9 protein-coding genes are annotated in these 18,031 nt (G+C 71.8%); 7 read left to right on the forward strand and 2 right to left on the reverse strand.

The window, feature by feature from the left end:
• Nucleotides 1–51: 51 nt before the first annotated feature.
• The 4 genes from OHS16_RS29820 (at nucleotide 52) to OHS16_RS29835 (ending at nucleotide 8,014) form a co-directional block, all read left to right on the forward strand.
• Nucleotides 52–1,263 (forward strand): saccharopine dehydrogenase family protein, encoded by a 1,212-nt coding sequence (locus OHS16_RS29820; protein WP_328540351.1) that lies wholly within the window; start codon nucleotides 52–54, stop codon nucleotides 1,261–1,263.
• Between the two features lie 575 nt (nucleotides 1,264–1,838).
• Nucleotides 1,839–3,230 (forward strand): hypothetical protein, encoded by a 1,392-nt coding sequence (locus OHS16_RS29825; protein ID WP_328540352.1) that lies wholly within the window; start codon nucleotides 1,839–1,841, stop codon nucleotides 3,228–3,230.
• The gene (locus OHS16_RS29830; RefSeq protein ID WP_328540353.1) at nucleotides 3,227–5,095 is read left to right on the forward strand and encodes a GMC family oxidoreductase; all 1,869 of its coding nucleotides are present in this window, start codon (nucleotides 3,227–3,229) and stop codon (nucleotides 5,093–5,095) included. The genes OHS16_RS29825 and OHS16_RS29830 overlap by 4 nt, the downstream gene beginning before the upstream one ends.
• A 195-nt stretch (nucleotides 5,096–5,290) precedes the next feature.
• Complete coding sequence (locus OHS16_RS29835) at nucleotides 5,291–8,014, forward strand: LuxR C-terminal-related transcriptional regulator (RefSeq protein ID WP_328540354.1); 2,724 nt, start codon at nucleotides 5,291–5,293, stop codon at nucleotides 8,012–8,014.
• A gap of 48 nt (nucleotides 8,015–8,062) precedes the next feature.
• Here OHS16_RS29835 and OHS16_RS29840 read toward each other — a convergent pair whose 3' ends face one another.
• Nucleotides 8,063–10,678, reverse strand: coding sequence for a LuxR C-terminal-related transcriptional regulator (locus OHS16_RS29840; RefSeq protein WP_328540355.1), 2,616 nt, complete (start codon nucleotides 10,676–10,678; stop codon nucleotides 8,063–8,065).
• Between the two features lie 279 nt (nucleotides 10,679–10,957).
• On the opposite strand from OHS16_RS29840, the gene OHS16_RS29845 reads away from it, so the two are divergent.
• Entirely contained in the window at nucleotides 10,958–11,677 is a 720-nt protein-coding gene (locus OHS16_RS29845) for a FadR/GntR family transcriptional regulator (protein ID WP_328541035.1), read from the forward strand.
• Between the two features lie 108 nt (nucleotides 11,678–11,785).
• On the opposite strand, the gene OHS16_RS29850 is transcribed toward OHS16_RS29845, so the two are convergent.
• Nucleotides 11,786–14,416: a LuxR C-terminal-related transcriptional regulator gene (locus OHS16_RS29850; RefSeq protein WP_328540356.1), complete on the reverse strand. Its 2,631-nt coding sequence runs from the start codon at nucleotides 14,414–14,416 to the stop codon at nucleotides 11,786–11,788.
• Nucleotides 14,417–15,263: 847 nt separating this feature from the next.
• On the opposite strand from OHS16_RS29850, the gene OHS16_RS29855 reads away from it, so the two are divergent.
• Nucleotides 15,264–16,487 carry a GDSL-type esterase/lipase family protein gene (locus OHS16_RS29855; protein WP_328540357.1) on the forward strand — a complete coding sequence of 408 codons (1,224 nt, stop codon included), beginning with the start codon at nucleotides 15,264–15,266 and terminating at the stop codon, nucleotides 16,485–16,487.
• A 391-nt stretch (nucleotides 16,488–16,878) separates the two neighbouring features.
• Nucleotides 16,879–17,979: an AfsR/SARP family transcriptional regulator gene (locus OHS16_RS32180; protein ID WP_443042716.1), complete on the forward strand. Its 1,101-nt coding sequence runs from the start codon at nucleotides 16,879–16,881 to the stop codon at nucleotides 17,977–17,979.
• Nucleotides 17,980–18,031: the final 52 nt, after the last annotated feature.

The raw sequence follows: 18,031 nt of genomic DNA on the forward strand, positions 1-18,031 counted from the left end.
GGAACGTCACGAGGCGCCGTCCGGAAGGGCCTTACCCAGGGAGTGTGTGGTATGCGGATTCTGCTGGTCGGTGCCGGAGGCGTCGGGGGCGCGGTGGTCAAGATCGCTGCCCGGCACGGCTTCTTCTCGCGCATGGTGGTGGCTGACTACGACGTCGAGCGGGCCCGTTCCGCCGCCCAGGGCGTCGGTGACCCGCGCTTCGTCCCGGTACAGGCCGATGCATCAGACCAGGCTGCCGTCGCTGCGCTGCTCCGGGAGCACCACTGCGACCTGCTCCTGAACGCAACCGACCCCCGGTTCGTCATGTCACTGTTCCGGGCCGCTCTGGACGCCGGATGTCATTACCTGGACATGGCCATGTCGCTTTCGCGCCCCCACCCGGACCGGCCCTTCGAGGAGTGCGGAGTCAAGCTCGGTGACGAACAGTTCGCCCTGGCCGACCGGTGGCAGGACAGAGGGACCCTGGCTCTGCTCGGCATGGGTGTGGAGCCGGGGATGTCCGACGTCTTCGCCCGTCACGCGGCCGATGAACTCTTCGACGACATCGAGGAGATCGGGGTACGGGACGGAGCGGACCTGGTCGTGGAAGGGCTCGCGTTCGCGCCGTCCTTCTCCACCTGGACGATGATCGAGGAGTGCCTGAACCCGCCGGTCGTCTATGAGTCGCATCGCAAGTGGTACACCACCGAACCGTTCAGCGGACCGGAGGTCTTCGAATTCCCGGAAGGCATCGGTGCGTTGGAGTGTGTCAACGTGGAGCACGAGGAAGTGGTGCTGATTCCCCGGCAGGTCGAAGCCGGCCGGGTCACTTTCAAGTACGGGCTGGGCAGCGAGGTGATCGAGACCCTCAAGACCCTTCAGCGACTCGGCCTGGACAGCACCGACAAGGTGCGGGCCGGCGGTGTCGAGGTGTCGCCACGCGACGTGGTCGCCGCCTGCCTTCCGGATCCTGCGGCCATCGGTCCGCAGATGCGCGGCCGTACGTGCGCCGGGACGTGGGTGAAGGGCCGGAAGGACGGTGTCGCGCGGGAGGTCTATCTGTACCACGTGGTCGACAACCAGTGGTCCATGCAGGAATACGGCGCACAGGCCGTGGTCTGGCAGACGGCAGTCAATCCCGTGATCGCCATGGAGCTCATCGCGGAAAATGTCTGGACCGGTGCGGGGGTGTTCGGCCCGGAGGCCTTTCCGGCCCGGCCGTTCCTCGACCGTCTGAACGCATACGGCTCTCCCTGGCACCTTCGGGAGCACGCCTGCGGCTGATGGTCCGCGCCGTCTCCTCGCCTGCCGTCGTGCCGTCGTGCCGTCGTGCCGTCGTGCCGTCGTGCCGCCGTGCGGCGCCCGATCCGTGGGCCGGTGCGGGGCGCCCGGAAGCACCGCTCGGTGTCGGTCCCGCAGTCGTACGGTCCAGCATGCGGCATCGCGCCGGAAGGCCGCACGTGAGCGAGGCGGCAGGCCGGCCCGGCAGGAGTGCGGCGGTGTCGGCACTTGGCTGCGGGCCAGGGGGTTCTGGCGGCCGGACAGGTGGCCGTGCGAGCCAGGTGAAAGGCCTGGGTGGGCGGCGTGGAACCGCGTGCCGCGGAGGCTCGGAAGGGTGCCGCTTCGCGCTGGTCCGCCGTGAAGACTCTTGACGTTCTTCCTTCCCATTGGTTGAGTGGCTCATCCACTGAGCCACTGTTGTCGGTATCGACCGGCGAAGGGGCCTGATGAGGGAGCTGTCGGATGAAGAGCCCGCCCACGGCGACGTGTTCCGGAGGTGCGTCGTCCGCCACCGTGACGAGCGGAATCCCGGCCGCTGCAGGCCGATGCGCCGTCACCGACCGGGGAGGGGCCGCCCGATGACGAAACGCCGTACCGAGTTCACCGAGACCATGACCGGCACGGTCCTCCTGGCGGGGGAGCGTGAGACCCGGCCTGTCCGGCTGGACCTGGCGGTCAGGACCGGCACCCTCCTGCTGCCCTGGCGCACCACTCAGGCCCGGGTGAGCGGGAAGCTGCGGGTGCGTGGCTGGGGTGAAGACGGCTCCGTGGAGGGCGAGATGGAGATCTCGCCGATCGCCAGGCGCCGTATCCGCTACCGCCTCTCCTTTCGGATGGACGGACAGATCTACCGGCTGGACGGCTGGAAGTCCGTCTCGCCGCGCCACCCCTTGACCTCCATGACCGTGATGCCCTTCACGCTCCACGACGAACAGCAGCGGGTGGCGGGCCGGGGCACGGTGCGCTTCTCGCTCACCGGCGCCCTGCTGCCGTTCCTCGCCGGCTTCCGTTTTCCCGTGGTGGAGGACGGCGACAAGCAGCTCGCTCCGCGGTGGAACGGCCGGCCGGGCCGGACGGAGGTGTGGTACACGACCATCACGGACCCGGCGACCGGCACCGGGCTGTGGCTGCACCACGAGGTGACCGCCCCGGACGACGGAGGCGCGGCCCATGCGCACGGCTGGTTGGCCCTGTGCCCGCCCGAAGGGCCGGTCGCCCACACCAGGTTCGGCCCGGAACCCGCCACCCCCGACCCCGCGGGCTTCCGTACCGCGGACGTCGCGGCAGGTCCCGGCAGGCTGCGCGGCAGCTGCGGTCCCTACACCTGGGACTTGACGGAACATCAGGAGGGTGGCACCCTTCACACCTTCCCCGCCTGGGCGTGGCGCTACGGCCTGTTGCCGGCCGCACAGATCGTGCCGGGCGGCCGGGCCCGCTACACCGGCACGGTCCGCGGCCCATGCGCGGATCTCACCCTCGCCGACGCCCCCGGAGCCACCGGACGGATCTACGGCCATGGCAACGCCCGGCGCTGGGCCTGGCTGCACGCCGATCTCGGCGGCGGGGACGTTCTGGAAGTCGTGGCGGCGGTCGCCCGGCGCCCCGGCCTCAACCGTCTGCCCCCGCTGGTGTTCCTCCGGCTGCGCCGTTCGGGGCGTGACTGGCCCCGGCGCGGTACCCGGTCAGCCGTCGGCTGGTTCGGCCTGGGCCGCTTCCGCGCTGAGGTCGGCCTGCCCACCTGGAGCGTGACCGGACGGGCCGGCCCACGCAGGATCCGGGTCACCGTGCATCAACCCGAAGAACGCACCCTGGCACTGGAGTACACCGACCCGGACGGCAGTCGAGCGGTGTGCCGCAACAGTGTGGGCGCCGACGCCCACGTGGTCCTGGAGCGGTGGTGGGGCAGCTGGCGTCCGGAGTCCGAATGGACCCTGCGCGGCACCGCGCACGCGGAGGTGGGAGAGCGATGAACGCCGCGACTCAGGGTCTGGTGGCCGCGCTGCTGGCCGAGGACGATGCGGCCACGGTCCGTGCGGTGACAGTCCGCCTGGACTCGGCTCTCGCCGCCATGCCCCGCGCCGTCCGGGCGGCGATAAGCGCGGCGGCGGCCGCGGCGGACACGTACGCCCGCGCCCGCACCGGCCGGTCACTGATGCTTGGCACCCCGGCCGAGCGGGAACGCGCCGTCACCGCGCTGGTTGCCCGGCCGGCGATGGCGCACCTGATGGATCTGGTCAAGACCCCGGTGTTGCTCGCGGCCGGTACCGAGTACCACGCCCGCCGCGGCACCCAGGGGGCCCGGCCGGTGGCGCCCCCCGACCCGCCACTGGACTGTGTGCCGTCGGCACAGTGGCCCGACCGGCGTACCGCCGACGCAGTCGTCATCGGCTCGGGCGCCGGTGGTGCCATGGCAGCCCGCACCCTGGCCCGGGCCGGGCTCCGGGTGCTCGTACTGGAGGAAGGCCGTCACCACGGCACCGAGGAATTCGCCCGCCGTACGCCGCTCGACCGGTTCGGTGAGCTGTATCGCGACGGAGGAGCGAGCGTGATGCTGGGCGCGCCCAGTGTGCTGTTGCCCACCGGACGGGCGGTCGGCGGCACCACGATCGTCAACTCCGGTACCTGCTACCGCACTCCGGACCGGGTGCTGGAGCGCTGGCGGCGAGCCTTCGGACTGCCGCTCGCCGAGGTCACCGCGTTCGGAGAGCGGCTCGACGAGGTCGAGCGCACGCTGACGGTGGCCCGGCAGCCGATCGATGTCCTCGGGACCAACGGCCGTCTCACCTTGCTCGGCGCCGAACGGCTGGGCTGGCGGGCCGACGCCCTGCGCCGCAACGCACCGGGCTGCCGGGGCTCCTGCGAATGCGTCGTCGGGTGCCCGACGGGTGCCAAGCAGAGTGTGCAGCTGTCAGTGCTGCCCGATGCCTGCGCGCACGGCGCCCGCATCATCACGTCGGCCAGGGTGCGGCGGCTGCTGGTCGACCGGGACCGCCCGGGCGGCCCGCGGGCGGCCGGAGTCGCAGCCCGGCGGCCCGACGGCAGCTCCTTCGAGATCCTCGCCCCGCTGGTGGTGGTGGCCGCGGGTGCGCTCCAGTCGCCGCTGCTGCTGCGCCGTTCCGGGCTCGGGGGCCACCCGATGACCGGACGTAATCTCGCGGTCCACCCCGCCACCAGCGTCGCGGGCCGTTTCGCGGAGCCGGTCGCCGGGACACCGGCGGTGCTGCAGAGCGCCGGTGTGGAACAACTGCACGACCGGGGCATCCTGCTGGAGGCCACCGCGCCGCCGCCGGGCCTGAGTTCGTTCGTGCTGCCCGGCGCGGGCCGGGCACTGCGCACCGGCCTCGACCGCGCCGGACATCTCGCCACGATCGGTGCGATGATCGCCGACCGGCCTCGCGGCCGGGTCCTGGGGCGGGAGCGGGCGGTGCCCCTGTACCGCCTCGATCCGCAGGACGGGCAGAAGCTGCTGCATGCGATACGGGCCATGGGCGAACTGCTGCTGGCAGCGGGTGCCGAGGAGGTCCTCACCGGAGTGCCCGGCTCCCCGGCCGTCCGCAGCACCGCCGAGCTCGATACCGTCCTGGCACCGGTGACCCCCCGGCAGCTCCACCTGTCGGCCTTCCATCCGACCGGTACCGTCGCTCTGGGTGCCGACCCTCAACGGGCTCCCGCGGATCGGGCGGGCAGGCTGCGCGGGGTGCGGGGGGTCGTCATCGCGGACGGCTCCGCATTGCCCAGCTGCCCGGAGGTCAACCCGCAGCTCACCATCATGGCGATGGCGCTCGCCGTGTCGGAAGCGGCCCTCCGGCCGGACAGCGACCACGATCCGGTCTGAGTGGCGGGAGCGGACACGCCCCGTCCTGGTGTGGCGGGGCACGGCGGCCGGTACCGATGAGCACCGTCGCACATGAGCAACGGCTGCTCATGTGCGGGCCGGCGGGGAGGACCAGACTGAGCAGAGGGCGGGGCCGGGCCGGCCCCGCCGGTACATCGGTGCCGTTCACAGCGGCATGACAGGAAGGAGCAACACGTGACGTCCGCCCGGCCGACTTCGGCAGGGAACGGCCACCGCGCCGACGGCCACGGCCGGGTGCGCCCGACCGGAGCCGGCCAACGGTACCGATGGCCGTTCGCTGCCCGGGAAGAGGAACTGGCCGCCTTCGAGGCGCATCTCGGAGCCGACGCCGTCTCCGTTCTGCTGGTGCACGGTCCGGCCGGTGTGGGCAAGAGCCGTCTCGCAGAGGAATGCGTACGCCGTGCCGAGCGACGCGGGTACCGCACCGAACATGTCGTCGCCACCACGGCAAGCGCCGCGCTGCCGCTCGGCGCCATCGGTCACCTGCTGCCGCCGGACGCTCCCGTGCACGACCCGGTGCAGACGTTCCACGCCGCGGTGACGGCCTTCACCCCGCACCGTGGCGACGGGCGGCCCCGTCGCAGCGTGGTGCTGGTGGATGACCTCCCCCTGCTGGACAACTCCTCCGCCGTGCTGCTCGGTCACCTCGCACGGACCGGCTCGGTCTTCCTGATGGGCACCGTACGCACCCCGGCGCCGCTGACTGACGTGGTGGAGTCCTTCGAGTACGAGGACAGCACCCGACGCCTGGACCTTGCCGCATTCGGCGAGAGCGAGGTAGCCGATCTCGTTCGTGGTTTCCTCAGGGGTCCGGTGGAGCACGCCTCACTGAGCACCCTGCTTCAGGCATCGCGCGGCAACGCGCTGATCCTGCGCGAACTGACCGTCGGCGCCCTCGACTCCGGCTCCCTGGCGCGCCAGGACGGACTGTGGCGGCTGACCGGCAGGCTGACCGGCACCCGGCGCCTGACCGGCATCATCCGTCGCAGCTTGGACAACCGCACCGCAAGCCAGCGCCGGCTGCTCGAACTCCTCGCCCTGTGTGAGCCGTTGCCGCTCGATGCCCTGGAGCACGGCGATGGCCGGGCCGACGACCTCGAGACGCTGGAGGAGCAAGGACTCGTGCGCGTACGCATGGACGGACGACGCGTCGTGTGCGCGCTGGACCATCCCCTCCACGGTCAGGTGATCCGCCGCGGGATTCCGGCCGTGCGCCGACGCGAGATCTATCGCGAACAGGCCGCCCGCCTCACCGCACTGGGCGCCCGACGCCGCGAGGACGCACTGCGCCTGGCTTCCTGGCAACGGGCGGCCGGGCTGCCGGTCGGACTCGGCGCACTGCTTTCCGCGGCCCGTATGGCACGGCATGTACGCGACTATCCGGCGGTCGTCTCCCTGCTGGCCGGGGTCCGGGAACGCGACGCGACAGCGGAGGTCCGGCTGCTGCGCGGCGAGGCGCTCCACCACACCGGCCGGTGGGAGGCCGCCGAGGAGTGCCTGAGTGCAGCGGAGCGCCTGGCGGAGCGGGACGAGGACGTGCTCACCGCTGCCATGGAGCGCACCCAGAACCTCTACTGGGGTCTCGGCGACACCACACGCACGCTGGAGGCCAACACCCGGGCCGCAGCACGGCTGGACGAGAACGGACGGCGAGTGCTGCGCGTCAACGAGGCCGCGTACCGGCTCTACGGCGGCCGAGTGCCCGACGCGCTGCGCCTGCTGGCCGACGCCGAAGAGATCGCCGTACCGCGTCTGCGGATGTGGGCGCAATTGCAGCGGTCCCTGGGACTGTCCTACTCCGGCCGCACCGCCGAGGCAGTGGAACTGGCGCGCACCGTGCACGAAGCACTGATCGCCGCCGAGAGCGAACAGCGGCCGGGCAGTCCCTCCTCGCACGGCAGCGGACCGGCCATCTACCGTGTCGCGGCGCTGACCGACGCCGGCCGCACACAGGAGGCGCGCGAGGTCGGCCGGGCCGCCTTCGCCCAGGCCGTCGGTGCCCGGGCGCAGGCGCCACAGATCTGGCTCGCCGCGCACTTGGGCCGCTGCGAACTCATCGCCGGTCACCTCGGACCGGCCCACGACTGGTTCACCGAGGCACTGGGCCTGGCGCACGGGCACCGGGCCGGACGTGCGGCGGTCTTCGCTGGCGCCGGACTGGCCGTGGTGCATGCCATGGCGGGCAGGGTCGAAAGGGCAGGCAGCGAACTGGAGGCGCTGTACAACCCGGAGACGGAACAGCAGCACGCCTCCCGGCTGATGCGGCAGCTCGCCGTCGCCTGGCGGAGCGCGGCGCGCGGCGCAACCGAAGAGGCGCACCGGACACTCGCCGACGCGGCCGGACAGGCACGCGAGGCGGGGATGTCCTCCTACGAGGGCTGGCTCCTGACGGACGCGGCGCGGCTCGGCCGCGCCTCCGAGGTCCGTGCCAGACTGGCCGAACTCGCCGCGGCGGGCGACAGTCCGCTGGCCGACGCCAGGGCGCGCCTGGCTGCGGCGCTCGCCGACGACGACCACCTGAGGCTGCGCGAGGCGGCCGAACGGTGCGGGCGGCTGGGCGCCGACATGGCGGGAGCGGAAGCCGCCACCGATGCGGCCGCCGCCGCAGCACGGGCCGGTGAGACGCGCGCCGCCGCGGCAGCCACCGTGCTGGCGCGGCGGCTGCTGGCCCGGTGCGGGGAGGACCGTGTCACCGCTCCGCGTCCGGCGCCTGCCGAGGTGCGCCCGCTCACGAGCCGTGAGCAGGACGTCGCGCTGCTCGCGGCGGACGGCCTGACCAGCCGGCAGATCGCTGACCGGCTGGTGCTCTCGGTGCGCACCGTCGACAACCATCTGCAGCGGATCTACCGCAAGCTCGGCGTCGCCTCCCGCCATGAACTGAGCGCCGCTCTCGGCTGAGGGCCCCCGCCGCCCGTGGCGCTCCGGAGCCCCGTTCGGCGTCACCGTTCACCGCGCGTCGGACTCCGCGCGGCAGTGGACCACCGTGCTCAGCTCGGTCCGGTCCGGGACGTCGAGCTTCGTGCGGATCCGTTGCAGATGGTTGCCGACGGTGCGTTCCGCGACGGACAACCGCACGGCGATCTCACCACTGCCGAGGCCGCTCGCCGCGGCCAGGGCCACCTGCAGTTCACGCGCGGTCAGCCGGCAGCGCACCGACGGCGGCACCAGCCCCGGCGTGCGAGCGCCGGGGCCCGGACCGATGAGCGTCAGGGCACGTCCCAGGGCAGCCTGCCCAAGACCCCCGGCCCCCTTGCGGACGTAGGCGGTGGCGGCGGCGTTCCAGGCCTCCGCCGCGAGGAGCACCGCGCCCAGGGCGGCCAGCCGGCCGGCGCATCGCTCCAGTTGACCGGGCTGTCCTGCGGCAAGCGTCTGCGCCAGTTCGGCGCGGGCGGCGACGAGCGCACTGTCGGATCCGGCAGCCAGGTCCCGCAGCGGCCCCGCAGCTTCCTCGGCGGCGCCGAGCCGTGCCGCGTCGCACAGCAGGTGTGACTGTGTGGTCAGCAGCCCACGCCGGCCCGCCGCCTCCGCGGCGTCCAGAGCCAGGGCCCGGGCCTGCACCGTGCGGCCGGTCGCCGCCGCCAGCCAGGTGCTGACCAGTGCCGCCTCCGGACGCCACCAGTGGCCGGAACGCAAGCTCCTTGCCTCCTGCCAGCACTGTTCCGCAGGGCCGATGTCACCGAGTACCGCTGCGGTCAGAGCCTGCCCGCACAGGCCCGCCCACTCCCCGGCGCGCAGTCCCGCCTCACGGGCATGCCTGAGCACACTGCCGTACCAGATCCGGGACTCGTGCAGCCGGCCCCGCAGATAGCCGATCCAGCCGATGTGCTCCGCGAGCCAGATCTGGGCGCTGCCGGCATGGGCGTCCACCGCGAGGTCGTATCCCTCACGCGCCAGCTCATCCGCCGCCGCGAGCGATCCGGCCTCGGCCAGTGCGCGGGCCTCGGCGCCGACCAGCAGCGCCGGGTGTGCAACGGTGTCGGCGTTGGTGCACGGCCGGTCCCCGGACCGCGAACGCCGGGCGGCTCGCACCGCTTCACCGGTGCGTCCCGTCTCGGTCAGGCAGTACACGCGGGGGGCCGCCGCGACCACGCCGGCCCGGGATCCCGGCGCCGGCGCGACCGTCCTCCATACCTGCTCCGCGCGCCGTACGTCTCCCGCCAGACTGCACAACGCGATCTCGTTCGCGCCCAGAACCGCCACGTCCGGGTGCCCGGCGAAGGCTTGCCGGGCCGCTGTGTTGACCGTCAAGGCCTCGTCCACTCGCAGCAGACCGAACGCAAGGCTCTGGGTGTGCAGGACCACCGCCGCCAGCCTCTCGTCGTCACTGGTGGACTCGCACAGTGCCCGCCGTACCGTCTGCCCCGCCTCTTGCCGGTGACCGCCTTCGTACAGCTCCTCGGCGAGCAGCAGCAGTGAGCGGGGACGGGGGCGCACCCGTACCAGTTCCCGGGCCAGCCGCAGCGCGACTGCGTGGTCCTGGGCCCGGCGGGCCAGCACGACGGCGTGCTCCAGCTCGTCCGGGTCCACGCGGTCGGCTGCTTCGAGGCGCCAGCACACCTGCCGCAGCAGACCTGCGGGGCCGGTGTCCCTGCCCCCTGAGCGGGCGGCCTGGTCCCGGAGAATACGGCGGATCCGCTGGACGGGAAGGCTCTCGCGCAGCACGGGCCCGCAGAGCGGACCGGCCAGTTCGGCGCAGGTGTGCGTCCCCTCCTCGACGACGCGCACCCAGCCCTCGTCCGCGAGGAGTTCCGCCGGTCCTCGGTGCGCGGGGTCCAGGGGGAGCCGCCCGCACACCGCCAGCCGTTGCAGGAGGTCCAGGTGCTGGGGATCGAGGCGACGCAGCCTGCTCTCGATCAGGCTGCGCAGCCGCGGGGTCGCCGTGAGCGGGCCGGCCAGACGCCACAGATCACCCTCGGACACCAAGTCCCGCCGCCGCACCGCGCCGTCGACGAGTTCCCGCAGGTCGCCTGGGCGTCCGCCGCTGGCCTCGTTCAGCAGCCGGACCGCTCTGCGCTCGACCGCGCCGTCCAGGGCCAGTTCCACTAGCGCAAGCACCACGGACCGGGGCAGGGCCCGCAGGCGGACGGGGTGCAGCGCGAGGTCCGGCCACACGGGAGGAGCCGTGACGCCTGCGGTGGCGATCAGGGACACCCGGCCGCTGTGCAGCCAGGAAGCGAGCAGCCGGACCGACGCGCCGTCCAGGTGACGGGCGTCGTCCAGGAGCAGTACGGGCCGCCGCCGTGCGGAGACCTGGCCGCCGCGGAGCGTCGGCGGGGATCCGTCGGGACCGGGCCGCAGCAGAGGGGCCAGGGCACCCAGCGGCACCGAGTGGGCCGCGGCGGTGGCCGTGACGCGCAACAGGGGGTGGCCCCGGCGCCCGACCAGCTGCCAGCACTCGTGCGCCAGTCTGCTGCGGCCGGTGCCGAACGGCCCGGACACCAGCACACCGCTGCCGCGCGGATCAACGAGTGCGCGGGCTGCCTCGTCCAGTTCCGCGTCGCGCCCGAGCAGGGGCCAGTGTCGTTCGGGCCGGGCAAGACCGGCTGGGCCTGTCGTGTTCATCGGGTACTTCCTGCGCGTCAGCGGTGTCATGACGCCGTACGGCGACCGGCCGGCGGCTTGCCACGGATCCTCCGAGGAGGAGACTCAGTGGCTGAGCCAGTGGACCGGCCATGTGTAGAGTTACCTTCCATGAGCGCCGTCCGTCAACGCATGAGCACGACCGGACGGGGTGGCGTGACCGGCCGGCGGGCCCGCTCAGCGGCCTTGTACGGTGTGCGCACGGCAAGGGCGGACGGCCGCTCGGGCGGCGCTTGACTGGGGAGAGCGGTAGTGGCGCCGATGGAGGACCCGATCATCCGTGACACGACGGTCGACGCCCTGGAGCGCCGGCTGCGGGACGCGATCATCGACGGCCGGCACGCGGTGGGCGCGCTGTTGCCGCCGGAGCGTGAACTCGCCGCCTCCTACGGGGTCAACCGCACCACACTCAAGCATGCGTTTGTCCGTCTCATGAAGTCCGGTCTGGTCGAGACCCGCCACGGTGTGGGTACGCGCGTCCGGGACTTCTGGCGTCTGGGAACGGCGGAGCTGCTGCCGGTGCTGGTGCTGCGCGACGACGCCTGGCTGGGGGAGATCTTCGAGGTGCGGAGGCAAGTCGGCACCCTGATCGGGGAGTTGGCCGCGCGCCGGGCCACTGCGGAGGACATCGCGGCGCTGCGGAAGCAGGTCCTTGCGGTACGCGCGGGCGCCGACAGCAGTCAGGTGCAGCTTGCGGACGCGGAGTTCCACCGGACGCTGGCCCGCGCCACGGGCAACCGTGTGTATCTGCTCATGATGAACACCCTGTTCGGCGGTTACCTTCCGGTGCGTCAGGCGCTCGCCCAGCCCTTCCAGGACGCCGTCGCCGCCGCGGGCCGCCTCCACCCGGTGGCGGAGGCGGTGGCCGCGGGCGACGAGGCCGCGGCCCGACAGGCCGTCGATGCGTATATGACGGACACCGAGGCCCTGATGCGTTTCACCGGCACACAGCGGCCCCCGGCGCTGAGACGGCGCCGCTGAGACCGCGTCGCCCGGCGGAGGAACGGTTCGTCCGGCACTTCGGCCTTCTGACGCCGGGGGCTCGGCCCGCCACCCGTCCGGTCGGCCCGGTACCCCGGCGGCGCTCCGTCATAGGCCGTTCCGCCGGGCCATCAGTGTGCGCAGGTCACGGCGGTTCTCGGCGCCGAGCTTCCGGTAGACGCGATACAGGGTGTTGCTGACCGTGCGCACCGACACGGACAACCGCTCGGCGATCTCCTTGTCCGAAAGACCGCCCGCCGCCAGGCTCGCGATCAGCCTTTCCCGGTCCGAGAGGAGTGACGACTGGCCCAGGAATCGCAGCGGCGGAGTGTCCACAGGTCCGCATCCGCGCAGCAGCTCCCGGGCCTGTGCAGTGGCTGCCGTGGCGGCCTTGACACCGCCGGCTCGCTGGTGGAAGCGCGCGAGTTCGGCGTACGCCTCGGCCGCGAACAACGCGGCACCCATGTCGGCGAACGCCCGTGCCACCCGCCCCATGAGCTTGGGCTCGCGGGACCGGTACGCCTCCGCGTACGCCACCCGGGCCCGCAGGAACGCGCCCTCCAGGCGCATCTCGGCGACGGCCGGCTCCGGGGCCGGCAGGGACAGCCTGGCGCACTCGTGCAGCCCGATGGCGACGTCGGCATGCGCTCCGTTCGCCAGGGCCCCCGCCACCGCGTCGTGCAGCACCCGCACGGCCGCGCCGGTAGCGCCTCTCTCGTGATGGCGCCGGGCCTCCACCACCGCCAGGAACACCGCGCAGTGTCCGGCCTCGCCCGCCGTCAGCCCGTCGGGCAACGGGTCGTCCGGCCGTCGGTCCGCCGGCAGACAGGTGACCGCGAGCGCCGCGTGGATCCCGGCCTTGACCTGCCACTGCCGCCATCCCACGCGGTAACTGGAAGTGAACGTGAAGCACTTCAGGGCGGCCTCGATGATCCCCCGGTCGTGCAGCAGATGGCCGAGGGCCAGACCGCGCTGCGCGTCGACGCGGACATGGTGGTTCTGCACCGCCTGCGAGTACTCCCGCCAGTAGATCCGTTCCGCCTCGTCGAACCGGCCGCAGTAGTGGAGCGCCGATGCGTGCAGTTCCTCCAGTGAGTCCGCGTGGAACTTCGCAGGCCCGCCCGGCGCCCCGTCGACCTCCTCGCGGAGCGTGGCGTACAGGCGCAGAGCCTGATCGGGCAGGCCCATGTGGCACAGCGCCCCCATCATGATCAGCCCCGCCTCCAGGGCGTGCCGGGACGGTCCGTTCCGGCGCAGCACTTCCGCCTGGTGAAGGGCGTCGGCGAACCCGCCCTGGAAGTAACGGGCGACCATCCGGTAGTAGGCCTGTTCGCCGGAAGGCAGCCGCGGCAGCAGCCCTTCCAGATCCTTGTACCGGGCCTGGAGCAGCATGCCGTGTGCCTCGGCACGCTCCAGGGACCTGGCGTATCCGGGACCTCGCTCGCGCACCGCCGTGATGAACCCCGCCAGCCGGGGGAAGTCGGCACTGGCGGTCAGCGCCCGCGCGTGCAGTTCGGCGGTGTCCTCGCCCGGATAGTGCCGCCAGCCGGCCCGCGTCAGCCGTACCGCACTCGGCAGCGTCAGCTCACGCAGGCTCTGCTCGACCGCCCGGTCCAACAGGGCTCGTGGCGGGGTCTCGTGGGCGTCCAGATGCCACTCGGCGAGGCGCAGGCAGTCGTCGTCGGCCATCAGAGCGGACAGACCGTGATGGGCGGCGAGCCAGTCCCGCAGCCGACGGCGACGGCGCAGCGGTGGCAGCCCGCAGGACAGCGCGTAGGAGGCCAGCGGGTGGGCGATGCGTACTCGTGGTCCGCCGGCCGGATCGGTGCCGCCGTCGACGATCCGCAGCAGGTTCTGCCGTTCCAGCTCCTCGAGCAGTTCGGCTCCGCAGAACCGCTCGACGGACGTCAGACGCGGCAGTCCGGCCAGCGCGACCAGCTCCAGGATCTCGCGGCCCGCCTCGCCGAGGCTCCGCAACTGCGGATCGACCAGCTCCAGGACCGAGGGCGGGACCGGAAGCTGCTCACCGACGAAATGCCAACTGCCCTCCGACCGGGCCAGAAGACGCTGATCGACAGCCGCACGGGCCACCTCCCGGAGCAGACGCGGGCTCCCGCCGCACAACTGGGCCAGCCGGGCCGCGCTGCTCTGCCCCAGCCCGCCCTCCAGAAGGGAGTCCGTCAGCTCCCTGACGCCGGCCGCGTCCAGCGGCTGCAGGTCCATGCGGACGAGAGCCCGGTCACTCCACAGGGCCTGGATTTCGGGCGGCAGCCGGTGCCCGTCGCTGGTCACCGAGACCACCAGTTTGACCGCCGGGTACCCTGCGGCCTCGTGCAGCAGCGGCCACAGTTCGGGGCCGAGCAGATGTGCGTCGTCGACGCTCAGCAGCCAGGCCTGCGCCCGGTCCCGCCCGGCGAGTCGGGCGACTTCGGCCAGAGCCCGTGCGGTGACGGGCAAGCGGAGTGAGCCTCTGCCATCACCGGGTGTGCCGCACTCGGCGCGCGGCTGAAGGCTGATCAGGCGGCGGCGTGGGGCGAGCGCCCACGCCTCCTGCAGCAGGCGGGTCCTGCCGATGCCTGCCGGGCCGGCGACCAACACGCCACGCGGGCCACGCCGGGACAGCAGCACCCGGCGGATCTGCTCCAGTTCGCCGACCCGGCCGGCGAACGGTGAACCGGTGGCGAGAACGGGCCAGGGGCCCGTCACCGGGAGATGAGGAGAGAGCGAAAGGGGTTCCATGGGTTCCTGTGCTGATGGATCGTGCCCGGTCCTGAAACGGTGCGGCGCCGTGCTTCCGGCACCCGCTGTCGTGCTCGGAGCAGACAGACGTACCGGCCGTGGCAGGCCGCACCGGACATGTCTCTTGCGGCCCGGCGCGACGAACGAGGGGGCGTGGTATGGCCGGGCACGCCCGGACCTTGTGAGCGGGACGGGACGGAGCACGGCGGCGGAAGGTGATCACTGGTCGCGTTCAGTCTCCGTGGGCGGTTCGTCGCGGACCAGGGGAGTGGCTACTCAACTCCCGGTGCATACACAGGCGGGCAAAGGACCGGCCGTCACACTGCGGGACGTGTCAGCCCCGTCGTGCGGCGAGGAACAGGGGGCACGGCCCTGACGCGACGATGGTCCTCGCTGCCCGCGTCCGTTCCGAGTTTGTGGTTGACGGCGCCGAGATGTGCCGTTCGACGGCCTGAACGGTCAGCGACAGGGCCCGCGCTATCGCTGTGTTGTTGAGCTCTGCCGCCATGTCCGACAGCACCTCTCGCTCCCGGGGTGGCCGACTGTGCAGGGCGCCGCCGCCGGCAGCGACTCCACCAGGCCGTGCTCGGGTGGTCCGGAAGGACCGCCACGACCAGGATGCGCACCCGTCCGGACAGCGGATGAGTATTGGCTACCCCTTTGTGCGACTGATTCTGCGCCGGCAGCGGGCATCCGCATCCGGCTGCGGAGGCGAGGACATGGCTGATTCCTGTACCCGCGCGCTTCGTCCGATTCCGTGCGGCCGTGTGCGGCGCCGCTGGTCGAGCGAGGGGGAGGGGCCGAAAACCGACGTGCGGATGAGTCGTCCGGTTGAGAGGCTGAGATCATGAACAGCCAGCATGATGCCGTCCCCCGGTCGTCCACGTCGCCCTCGGACACGGACTGGATCACCACGCCCGTGACGGCCGGCCTCCTGCGCGGGGCGCTCGACCTGGAGCGCACTCAGCACGGTGTGCTGCCGCACCGGCTCCCCGCGTGGGTCCGCGCACAGTGCGCCGACGGGCAGCTGGCCATGGCGGAGGCCCAACCCTCGGGTGTGCGGCTGGTGTTCCGTACCCGCGCCGCCGCCATCGAGCTGGACACGCTCCGTACCAAGATGGCCTATCAGGGCGCCCCGTCCCGCCCGGACGGCGTGTACGACCTGCTCGTTGACGGCAAGCCCGCCGGCCGGGCCAGTGTGACCGGCGGCAACGTGCTGATGCTCGACATGACCACCGGGTCCGCGGCGACCCTGCCCGGTCCGGTCGGCACCGTCCGGTTCACCGGCCTCCCCGACCGTGTGAAGGACGTCGAGATCTGGCTGCCGCACAACGAGATCACCCAGCTGGTCGCCCTGCGCACCGATGCCCCTGTCGAGGCTGTGCCGTCGGGGGGCCGCAGGGTGTGGTTGCACCACGGCAGTTCGATCAGTCACGGCTCCGACGCCGCAAGCCCCACCACGACCTGGCCGGCCCTGGCCGCTTCCCTCGGCGGCGCGGAACTGATCAACCTCGGCCTGAGTGGCAGCGCCCTGCTCGATGCGTTCACCGCCAGGACCATGCGGGACACGCCTGCGGACCTGATCAGCATCAAGATCGGCATCAACCTCGTCAACGCCGACGTGATGAGGCTGCGCGCGTTCACCCCGGCCGTGCACGGTTTCCTCGACACCATCCGCGAGGGACACCCCGCCACTCCGCTGCTGGTCGTCTCGCCCATCCTCTGCCCCATCCACGAGCATGTCCCCGGCCCCAGCGCCCCGGACTTCACGGATATCGGCCAGGGGAAGCTGCAGTTCACGGCGCTGGGGGACCCCGCGGAGCGCGCCGCGGGGAAACTGACGCTCAACGTCATCCGGAACGAGCTGTCCCGCATCGTGGAGCAGCGGGCAGCCGATGACGCCCATCTGCATCACCTCGACGGCCGCGACCTCTACGGCGAGGCGGACTTCGACGAACTGCCGCTGCCGGACCAGATCCACCCGGACGCCGCCGCACATCAACGCATCGGCGAACGCTTCGCCGAACTGGCCTTCCACAGCGGCGGACCCTTCGCCGCCAGGCGCCCCTGAGCCGCTCGCATCCGGCGCCCGGCCCCTGTCCTCACCGCTGCGTTCCCTGCCCCGGGCTGACCCGCGGGACCCGGTCCACCGGCTTCCCGCTTCTTGATCATTTGCGGCGCCTTTGGCGGTCCTGAAATACGCGGGCCGGCAAAGGGCGGCGGAGCGTGTCCGGTCGCCACGGAGGACTTGGAGCCGGAGCGAGCGACGGGCCGGACCCCGCCCGAAGGAGAGAGGCACGGGAATGGCAGGGGAAACGAGTGAGTAGTCGACACGCGTAGATGTTTTAGGGTAAATGGTGCATACGGCTTCCCGCTCAGTCCTGTTCTCTTCGTACGGTCCCTCTTGTGAGGGGTACGTGTGCGTGCTACGTTCACGGCGGCAACGGGGAGTGTGGGCGGAAATGCATAAAAGGCAATTCGACCATGGTGAAGAAGAGTCTGAAGAGTCAGGACCGGGCTCTTCATTCGATTCCGATGAATTCAATCCCAAGTTCCTCACACTTGGGCCGGTAAGAATAGCGGACGGCGCTGATCTCGTTGCGCTGCAACCGTCGAAACCAGCGAATCTCCTTGCGGCGCTTCTCTTGCATCCGAATTCCACGGTGTCTGCTGAATTTCTGCAGAGAGTGGTATGGGGAGAAGGGCGACCGGCGACCGCGAAATCTGCGCTGCACACCTGTGTCCAACGTCTGCGCCAGGTGTTCATCAAGTACGGGATCGCGGGCAACCTCATTGAGGCGGTCCCCGGCGGATACCGGATCACCGCGGACTCCGGATCGCTGGATCTGATCGCCTTCAGGGACCTGCTGCGCAGCGCCGACAGTGAGCGGGACCCCGCGGTGGAACTCAGTATCCTGCGGGCCGCGCTGTCTCTGTGGCAGGGGCCGTTGCTGGCCAACATCCACTCCGACATCCTTCAGCGCGAGGTCGTGCCACGCCTGACCGAGGAGCGATTACGGGCGATGGAGCGGGTCTTCGACATCGAGCTCGCCCTCGGCCGATGTCGCCAAGTGCTCGCCGAGCTATGGCCGGTGGCGCGATCGCATCCCGCACACGAACCGTTCTGGGCCCAGCTGGTGCAGGCCCTCCACCGCACCGACCGGCGCGCCGAGGCGCTGAGTGAATACCGCAGGGTGAAGCAGTATCTGCGCACCGAGCTGGGGGTGGACCCCGGCCCCGCACTGCAGCGCCTGGAGATCGCCGTGCTGCGCGGCGATGATCTCTCGGCCCCGCCCGGAGGGCGGGTGCTCCCGGCCTTCGCCCTTCGCGGCGGAGACCCGTCATCGGCGCGTTCCTCAATTCCGCCCGTCGAGGGTTCAGCGGACAAGTCCTTTCCATCCGGTGGTGCCGCCCAGGTTCTCGAAACCCTCATCGGCGCCGGGTTGATCGAGGAAGGCCCGGAGGGCCACTATCGAATGCACGATCTGCTCCGAATCGTCGCCCGTGGCGCGATGGAGTTGCGGACGGATGCCGCCTGGCCCGATGTGTCGCCGAAGGTCTGAGAAGTTAGTCGGAGAAGTGTCGGTTCGGTCTCCGGATATCACTTTCCGAATT

Origin of the sequence: Streptomyces sp. NBC_00344, assembly GCF_036088315.1 — a bacterium.
GTDB lineage: Bacteria > Actinomycetota > Actinomycetes > Streptomycetales > Streptomycetaceae > Streptomyces.